Genomic DNA, 926 nt, shown 5'->3' with positions numbered 1-926 from the left:
CAATACCAATCGTATAAATAATGATGTCTTCTTGAGCTGCTAACTGTGCAGCTTTTTCGGGGGGGATCTCGCCAGCGGTATTCGCGCCGTCGCTAAGTAATATGAGAACGCGGCTATCTTTCGGTCTTTCCCTTAGGCGTTTAACACCAAGACCGATAGCATCGCCGATAGCCGTTGCTTTACCTGCCATACCTAAGTAAGCCTCTTGCAGTAGTGTGTTGACCGTTTTTGTGTCGAATGAAAGCGGCGATTGGATATAGGGCTCAGAGCCAAACAGTATTAAGCCGATGCGGTCACCTTTTCTTTGCGTAACGAAGGAAGAGACAACATTTTTGACAACGTCCAAGCGAGATACAAACTCATCATCTAATTTAAGGTCTGTTTCTTTCATGCTTGGTGATATATCGATTGCCAGCATCAAGTCTCTTCCACTTAGCGGGAGGTTTACTTTTTCTCCGTAGTAAGTAGGCCTGGAGGCTGCAACTATTAGAAAACACCACGCAAAAGCCAGTAGGTATTTACTTAGTTTGCTATGGGTTTTTCCTTCTGGTGCACGTGACAGTTTCAGTGCTTTTACTGTTTCATAGAGTGGAAGCTGCGGCGCTCTATAGTTTGTGGTGCTTTGATTTGCTCGCCGAGGGATGAGCAAAGGAATTGGCAAAAGTAATAGCGCAAGAGGCCAAACTAGCCCAAAGTTAAGTGCTTCTAAGAGATTATCAAGCATGACGTAGGCCTCGAATCCATTTTTCGATTAGCATCAATTGCTCGGTATTTATACGAGGGCAATTCCGTTGGTAAATCTCGTGACAGAGGATGTCTAGTAAGTCGCTCGGCAGTATTACTTTGTTTTGCGTTGTGTTGAGAGTATCGCCCCATTTGTCAGCGGTGTCGCTAAGGTGTGTAGTAGAGCTTGAGTTCCCGGCAAG

2 protein-coding genes are annotated in these 926 nt (G+C 45.5%); both read right to left on the bottom strand.

Annotated elements, in window-relative coordinates:
- On the bottom strand, positions 1 to 724 hold a 724-nt coding region (locus A3763_RS22595; protein WP_068760559.1), incomplete at its 3' end, for a VWA domain-containing protein.
- Positions 717 to 926 (bottom strand): hypothetical protein (locus A3763_RS29785; RefSeq protein WP_231872292.1); only part of this gene is annotated, 210 nt, incomplete at its 5' end. The genes A3763_RS29785 and A3763_RS22595, both read right to left, overlap by 8 nt.

The sequence above is a fragment of the Oleiphilus sp. HI0128 genome, from assembly GCF_001635365.1.
This window is presented reverse-complemented; position numbering and strand designations above follow the sequence as displayed.